We start from the raw sequence: 6,402 nt of genomic DNA, 5'->3' as shown, positions 1-6,402 counted from the left end.
GTCCGTGAAGGCCTCCTTCCCGGCTCTTATGGCCGGGAAGGAGGCCTTCACGGCTTTTCAGACGTCCAGCAGGTCCGGGAGGCGGTGGCGGGGGACGTCGACCAGGCGCAGGTCGACCAGGTCCGGCGGGACGTCGAGGGAGACGTTCGCCAGGCGGGCGTGGGCGCGGGTCAGGACCTCGTCCTGGTGCTCCACCGCCTCCGCGACGACCACCGCGTGCCGGTTGTCCGGCGTGCTCCGCAGGTACCGCAGCGCGTACTTCCCCCGGACGAGTGACGCGAGCGCCTCCTGGGACGCCTGGTCCGCCAGGTCGGGGTGGGAGTTGGGGACCAGCAGGGCCAGCCGCCGGGCGTTCGTGCCCAGCAGCGTCCGCAGCAGCCACGGGCCCGGGTCGGCCGAGAGGTCCATCGCGACCGCGTCGCCCTCGGGGCCGGAGATCGACCAGTCCACCGGCCGCGACTCCAGCGCGAGGCCGCCGGCCCCCGCGATCTCCTTCAGCTTCTCCAGCAGGGCCGGTTTCGTGCCGGCCGCCTCCACCGACTGCGGCCCGTGCGTGTAGATCGCCTTGCCGCCGCGCATCTTCTTGGCCTTCGCCGTCGGCTGGCAGACGTACAGGTCCGCCGCGCTGCCGATCGCCTGCGCCCCGAAGTACCGGTTGAAGCCCGGCAGGATCGCCTCGAACGTCAGCCCGAGCGTCGCCAGCGACCGCTGCACCTGCGCGCCCAGCGCCGGGTGCCGCGGGCTGTAGCCGTACGCCAGCAGCAGCCGTCCCTCGCTCGGCTCGCGCAGCGCCTGCACCCCGCGCGCCGCGAACAGCCCCATCCCTTCCGGCGTGTACGGCGGGTCGCTGAACACGAGGTCCGCGCCGCCGCTCAACGCCGGTGGCAGCCCGACGCGCAGGTCCGCGTGCACGGTCCGGATCTCGCGGCCGCCGCGATCGTCCAGGTAGGCGAGCACGCGCTCGTCCAGGTCGACGACCGTCAGCGCCGCCGACGGGCAGACCGCGCGTACCGCGAGTGACGTCAGGTCGTGGTCGCCGAGGAACAGCAGGCGCGCCGAGGCGAGGTCGTACTGCGCGTCCAGCCAGAGTGCGCGGCGCAGGACGGTTTCCGGCGTGGCCTGCACGTGGTCGAGTGCGGCCAGCGGCGACGGCACCTCCGCCACCCACTCGGCGACCTTCGGCAGCAGCTCGTGCGTCGCGACGGCCTCGTCGAGCGGGTCGGCGTAGCGCGGCGCGTGGTACTGCAGGTACGACGCCGCGACGCCGGGGGAGATCCGCAGGCGGTCGCCGCTGCGGTCCAGGTCGTCGCCGAGGGCGGCGAGGACGGCCTCCACGCTGCGCCGCGGGGCCGTGCTCAGCCGCACCAGCTCGCCGAGGTCGTGGTCGCCGGTGCGCAGCAGGTCGAGGACGCGGTACAGCGGGCGGACGCCGACGCCGTGCGCGGCGAGGACGTCGTCGAGGGCGTTCACGGACTCCGAGCCTAGTGGCCGGCCCTCGGAACACCGTGCCAACCGCCGTCAACTCGGCTACGGTCGGTTGCACCGGGACATGGGGAGTGGCAGTGACCATCGAATTCCGCGACGTGACCAAGCAGTATCCGGATGGGACGGTCGCCGTCGACAAGCTGAACCTCACGGTCGAAGACGGCACGATCACCGTGTTCGTCGGCCCGTCCGGCTGCGGCAAGACGACGTCGCTGCGGATGATCAACCGGATGGTCGAGCCGACCGCCGGGCAGGTGCTGCTGGACGGCAGGGACGTCGCAGAGGGCGACCCGGCCCTGCTGCGCCGCGGCATCGGCTACGTCATCCAGCACGCCGGCCTCTTTCCACATCGGACGGTCCTGGACAACATCGCCACCGTGCCGCTGCTTTCGGGCTGGGACAAGGCGAAGGCGCGCAAGCGGGCCGCCGAGCTGCTCGAGATCATCGGCCTGCCGGTCGAGCTCGGCAAGCGGTACCCGGCGCAGCTCTCCGGCGGCCAGCAGCAGCGCGTCGGCGTCGCCCGCGCGCTCGCCGCGGACTCGCCGGTGCTGCTGATGGACGAGCCGTTCTCCGCCGTCGACCCGATCGTGCGCGAGGGCCTGCAGGACGAGCTGCTGCGGCTGCAGTCGCAGCTGGGCAAGACGATCGTGTTCGTCACGCACGACATCGACGAGGCCGTCCGGCTCGGCGACAAGGTCGCGGTGATGCGGGTCGGCGGCAAGCTCGCCCAGTACGGCACGCCGGCCGACGTCCTGCGGCACCCGGTGGACGACTTCGTCGCGTCGTTCGTCGGCCGGGACCGCGGCTACCGGGGGCTGTCCTTCCTCTCCGCCGAAGGCGTCGAGGTCAAGGAGCTGGAGCTGGTCGAGCTCGGTTCGGCGGTTCCGGCGAGCGACGGCTGGCGGCTCGCGGTCAACACCGAGAAGCAGCCCCGCGGCTGGCTGCCGCCGAACTCCACAGTGGACGGACCGCTCGGTGAGGACGACCTCGTGGCCGGCGGTTCGCTCTGGGTCCGCGGAACGCCGATCCGCGGCGCGCTCGACGCCGCGCTGTCGTCGCCCGCGAGTCTCGGCGTGGTCGTCGACGAGGATCACCGGGTGCTCGGCGCCGTCGTCGCGCGGCAGGTGCTGGACGTCATCGAGGGCACGCCTCAGGTGTCATGAGCTTCTTCGACGAGCTCGGCCGCTACCTTGGCAGCGCGAACAACCGCGTCCAGATCCTCGGTGACCTGGGCGATCACGTTTACCTGGCGCTGCTCCCGCTGGTCATCGGGATCGTGCTGGCGATCGCGGCGGGCTGGCTCGGCAGCCGCTGGGCACCCGCCCGGCAGGTGCTGATGGTGCTGGCCAACCTGCTCTACACGATCCCGTCGCTCGCGCTGTTCGTCGTCATCCCCGGCCTGATCGGGACGAAGATCCTGGACAGCGTCAACGTCGTCGTCGCGCTGACGATCTACACCACCGCCCTGCTCGTCCGCCCGGTGCTCGACGCGCTGGACGCCGTGCCGCCGCCGGTGATCGCCGCCGCCACCGCCGTCGGGTACAAGCCGCTGCGCCGGTTCTTCGCCGTCGAACTGCCGCTGTCGGTGCCGGTGCTCGCGGCCGGCGTGCGGGTGGCGTCGGTCAGCAACATCAGCCTGGTCAGCGTCGGCGCGCTGATCGGCACCGGCGGGCTCGGCGTGCTGTTCACCGACGGCTTCCAGCGCGAGTACTTTTCGCCGATCGTCGTCGGCATCGTCCTGACGCTGCTGCTGGCGCTGGTCGTCGACCTCGTGCTCGTGGGCTCGCGAAACCTGCTGACGCCGTGGACCCGGGTGGGGGCGCCGTGATCACCGACCTCTTCCGCTGGTTCGGCGACCCGGCACACTGGTCGGGCCCGGACGGCGTGCCGCAGCGGCTGCTGGAACACCTCGGCTACACGTTCCTGTCGCTGGCGATCGCGCTGGTCGTCGCCGTTCCGCTGGGACTGTTCGTCGGCCACACCGGACGCGGCGGCGTCGCGCTGGTCGGCGTCGGCAACGCCATCCGCGCGCTGCCGACGCTCGGGCTCGTCACGTTCCTCTTCCTGCTCTTCACCGAAAGTGTCACCTCGACGATCATCGGGCTCGTCGTGCTGGCCGTGCCGTCGATCCTGGCCGGCACGTACGCGGGCCTGCAGGCGACCGACCACGGCGTGGTCGACGCGGCCGAAGGCGTCGGCATGACCGGCTGGCAGCGGCTGTGGCAGGTCGAGGTGCCGATCTCGCTGCCGCTCGTGCTCGGCGGCATCCGCAACGCCGTCCTCCAGCTCGTGGCGACCGCCGCGGTGGCCGCGTACGTCGGACTCGGTGGCCTGGGCCGGTTCCTGCTCGACGGACTGGCCATTTTGGACTATTCCGAGGTCATCGCGGGCGCACTGCTGACGACGTTGCTGGCCATCGTCCTGGACCTGCTCTTCGCGGTGCTGAACCGCGCCCTGGTGCCCCGGGGCGTCCGGCTCGCCGCGGCCGTGAAGAAGGTGACGGCGTGAAGCGGCTGGTTTTCTTGGTGGTTCTGGTGCTGGCGGCCGGCTGCGGCAACCCCCTGGCGGGCGGCGGCGAGGGCGGCGCGACGGGGGACATCATCATCGGCGCGTCCGACGTCGGGGAAAGCCTCTTGCTGGCCCAGATCTACGCCGGCGCGCTGCGGAACGCGGGTGCCGCGAACGTGACCGTGCGGCCGCCGGTCGGCAGCCGCGAGGTCGTCGTCAAGGCCCTGCAGGACAAGTCGCTGTCGGTCGTGCCCGACTACAGCGGGAACCTGTTGCGGTACTTCGACAAGGACACCACCGCGACGACACCCCAGGACGTCTACGCGCAGCTGCGGCAGAAGATCCCCGCCGGGTTCGAAGTGCTCGACCAGGCGCCTGCCGAGGACAAGGACCTGCTCGTCGTCGGGCCGCGGCTGGCTTCCGTCAGGACGTTGTCCGGCCTGGGCCCGCGGTGCCGCGAGCTGGTGTTCGGCGGGCCGGGCCAGTGGAGCAGCCGCTGGAAGGACAAGATCAAGGCCCTGTACGGCTGCGAGTTCAAGGAGATCCGCACGACCGACACCGGCGGGCCGGTGACGGTGGCGGCGCTGAAGTCCGGCGACGTGCAGGTGGCGGACCTGTTCAGCACGTCGTCGACGATCGCCGCGAACGGGTTCGTGCCGCTGGTCGACGACAAGAACATGTTCCCGGCGCAGAACATCGTGCCGCTCGTGGCGCGCGGGACGCTGTCGCCGGCCGAGGCGGCCGCGCTCAACCGGGTGTCGGCGGTGCTGACGACCGATCAGCTCACGCGGCTCAACGTCGAGTTCACCGAGGAAAAGCGCAACCCCCTCGACATCGCCGAGGACTTCCTCGCCCGCAACAACCTCAAGTCCTAGCCGCGCAGGGCCGCGGCCACCCGGCCCGCGTCCTCGATGCCACGCTCCGGGGGCTCCTCCGGCAGCGGCAGCAGGACCACCGAGCCGCTGCCCGCCTCGTGCAGGGCGCGGACCGCCGCCGCGCAGGTTTCGACGTCCCCGCAGATGGCCAGGCGGTCGATCCACTCCGGACGCAGGCCCGCGGCCAGTTCGTCCACTGTGGACGACGAATCCATCAGGGACAGCAGTTCCCCGGCGAACGGCAAGCCTTCGACCTGCACCCGCGAGCCGGGGTTCAGCGACTCCGCGACCGTCAGGCGCGCCCGCTCGCGGTCGCCGAGGGCCAGCCAGTTGTACGTCACCACCGTGTGGTGGGGCGGTGCGCCCTCGGCCGCGCGGCCCGGCGCGATGCCTGCCAGCGCCGTGCGGACGAACTCCGGCGGGGACGGCTCGGCCAGGATCGTCCCGTCCGCCGCCCTGCCCGCGACCGCCAGGGACTTCGGACGGCGGACGCCCGCCACCAGCGGGGGCGGCGACGACGGCGGGAACACCAGCTCGACCTCGTCCAGACGGACGTGCTTGCCGTCCATCGAGACGCGCTCGCCCGCCAGCAGCCGCCGGACCGCCAGCAGCGTCTCCTCCAGCGCCGCCAGCGGGGAGGCCGGGTACGCCCCGATCTGCCGCATCCACGACGCGACGCCGTGCCCGAAGCCGCCGATCAGCCGGCCCGGGTGCACCTCGGCCAGCGCCGCGAGCTCCATCGCCGCGATCGCCGGGTTGCGCGCCACCGCCGGTAACACCCCGATGCCCACCTTGATCTTCGACGTCACCGCCAGCGCCGTCGCGACCGTGGCGATCCCCGCCGCCCAGAAGCAGTCCTCGACCAGCCAGACTTCGTCGAGCCCCGCGTCTTCGGCCTGCTTGGCCAGCTCGATCAGCCGAGACGGCGGCTGCTCGCGGTTGATCCGGACACCCACCGACGACCGGGGTTCGTACATGCGAAGACTCCTGTTCAGATCCGGGAGAACGCCGGCGCGTACTCGAACGCGCCCGCCTGGGCCGGTTGGTACGCGGCGAGCGTCCGCGCCTGGAAGTACCGGCCCCACTGCGGGTCCGGGGCGGTGATCGACAGGTCCGACGCCGTGACGAACCCGAAGCGTTCGTAGTAGGCGGGTTCGCCGAGCAGGACGACCAGGCCGTAGCCGAGCGCGTCCGCCGCGCCGACGACCGCGTGCATCAACGCGGAGCCGACGCCGCTCGCCTGGTGCTCGGGCAGCACGCCGAGCGGGCCGAGCCCGACGGCGGCTCTTGCGTCGTCGCCGAGGCGGGCCCGGCTGCAGCAGACGTGCCCGACGATGTCGCCGTCGTGGACGGCCACCAGCGAGAGTGCGCCGATCAGGTCACCCTCGGCGCGGAGTTCGTCCACAAGGGGCGCTTCGACCGGCGTGACGCCCTCTTCGCGCCGGAAGGCCGCGCTGTGGACCGCGTGGATCGCGGCGCGGTCGGCGGGTGTTTCCCGGCGGATCAGCATGATCACCACCTTGCCGTGAAGCGG

7 protein-coding genes are annotated in these 6,402 nt (G+C 72.2%); 4 read left to right on the top strand and 3 right to left on the bottom strand.

Going from position 1 to position 6,402, the window contains the following annotated elements; translation table 11 throughout:
- Nucleotides 1-57: 57 nt before the first annotated feature.
- Entirely contained in the window at nt 58-1,470 is a 1,413-nt protein-coding gene (locus AB0G28_RS15310) for a bis-aminopropyl spermidine synthase family protein (RefSeq protein ID WP_361088555.1), read from the bottom strand.
- 92 nt (nt 1,471-1,562) lie between these two features.
- Here AB0G28_RS15310 and AB0G28_RS15305 point away from each other — a divergent pair, with 92 nt between their 5' ends.
- The 4 genes from AB0G28_RS15305 to AB0G28_RS15290 are packed head-to-tail and all read left to right on the top strand — an operon-like array spanning nt 1,563 to nt 4,868.
- Nucleotides 1,563-2,648: an ATP-binding cassette domain-containing protein gene (locus AB0G28_RS15305; protein WP_361088553.1), complete on the top strand. Its 1,086-nt coding sequence runs from the start codon at nt 1,563-1,565 to the stop codon at nt 2,646-2,648.
- Entirely contained in the window at nt 2,645-3,313 is a 669-nt protein-coding gene (locus AB0G28_RS15300; protein WP_361088551.1) for an ABC transporter permease subunit, read from the top strand. The genes AB0G28_RS15305 and AB0G28_RS15300 overlap by 4 nt, the downstream gene beginning before the upstream one ends.
- Complete coding sequence (locus AB0G28_RS15295; protein ID WP_361088549.1) at nt 3,310-3,993, top strand: ABC transporter permease subunit; 684 nt, start codon at nt 3,310-3,312, stop codon at nt 3,991-3,993. Before AB0G28_RS15300 ends, AB0G28_RS15295 begins: the two co-directional genes overlap by 4 nt.
- Nucleotides 3,990-4,868, top strand: a complete 879-nt coding sequence (locus tag AB0G28_RS15290) for an ABC transporter substrate-binding protein (protein ID WP_361088547.1) — start codon at nt 3,990-3,992, stop codon at nt 4,866-4,868. The genes AB0G28_RS15295 and AB0G28_RS15290 overlap by 4 nt, the downstream gene beginning before the upstream one ends.
- Here the strand turns inward: AB0G28_RS15290 and AB0G28_RS15285 are convergent.
- Nucleotides 4,865-5,845: an LLM class flavin-dependent oxidoreductase gene (locus AB0G28_RS15285; protein ID WP_361088545.1), complete on the bottom strand. Its 981-nt coding sequence runs from the start codon at nt 5,843-5,845 to the stop codon at nt 4,865-4,867. The genes AB0G28_RS15290 and AB0G28_RS15285 overlap by 4 nt on opposite strands.
- A gap of 14 nt (nt 5,846-5,859) precedes the next feature.
- A complete protein-coding gene (locus AB0G28_RS15280) occupies nt 5,860-6,378 on the bottom strand; it encodes an N-acetyltransferase (RefSeq protein WP_361088542.1) in 519 nt (172 codons plus the stop codon).
- Nucleotides 6,379-6,402 lie beyond the last annotated feature (24 nt).

It is taken from the genome of Amycolatopsis sp. NPDC021455, from assembly GCF_040640995.1.
Lineage (GTDB): Bacteria > Actinomycetota > Actinomycetes > Mycobacteriales > Pseudonocardiaceae > Amycolatopsis.
Note: the sequence above shows the minus strand (reverse complement) of the source record. Positions and strands in the feature narration are given on the sequence as shown.

Coding starts and splice junctions, on each gene's coding strand:
- AB0G28_RS15285 (WP_361088545.1), bottom strand. CDS start 5,845: ATGTACGAACCCCGGTCGTCGGTGGGTGTCCGGATCAACCGCGAGCAG.
- AB0G28_RS15300 (WP_361088551.1), top strand. CDS start 2,645: ATGAGCTTCTTCGACGAGCTCGGCCGCTACCTTGGCAGCGCGAACAAC.
- AB0G28_RS15280 (WP_361088542.1), bottom strand. CDS start 6,378: ATGCTGATCCGCCGGGAAACACCCGCCGACCGCGCCGCGATCCACGCG.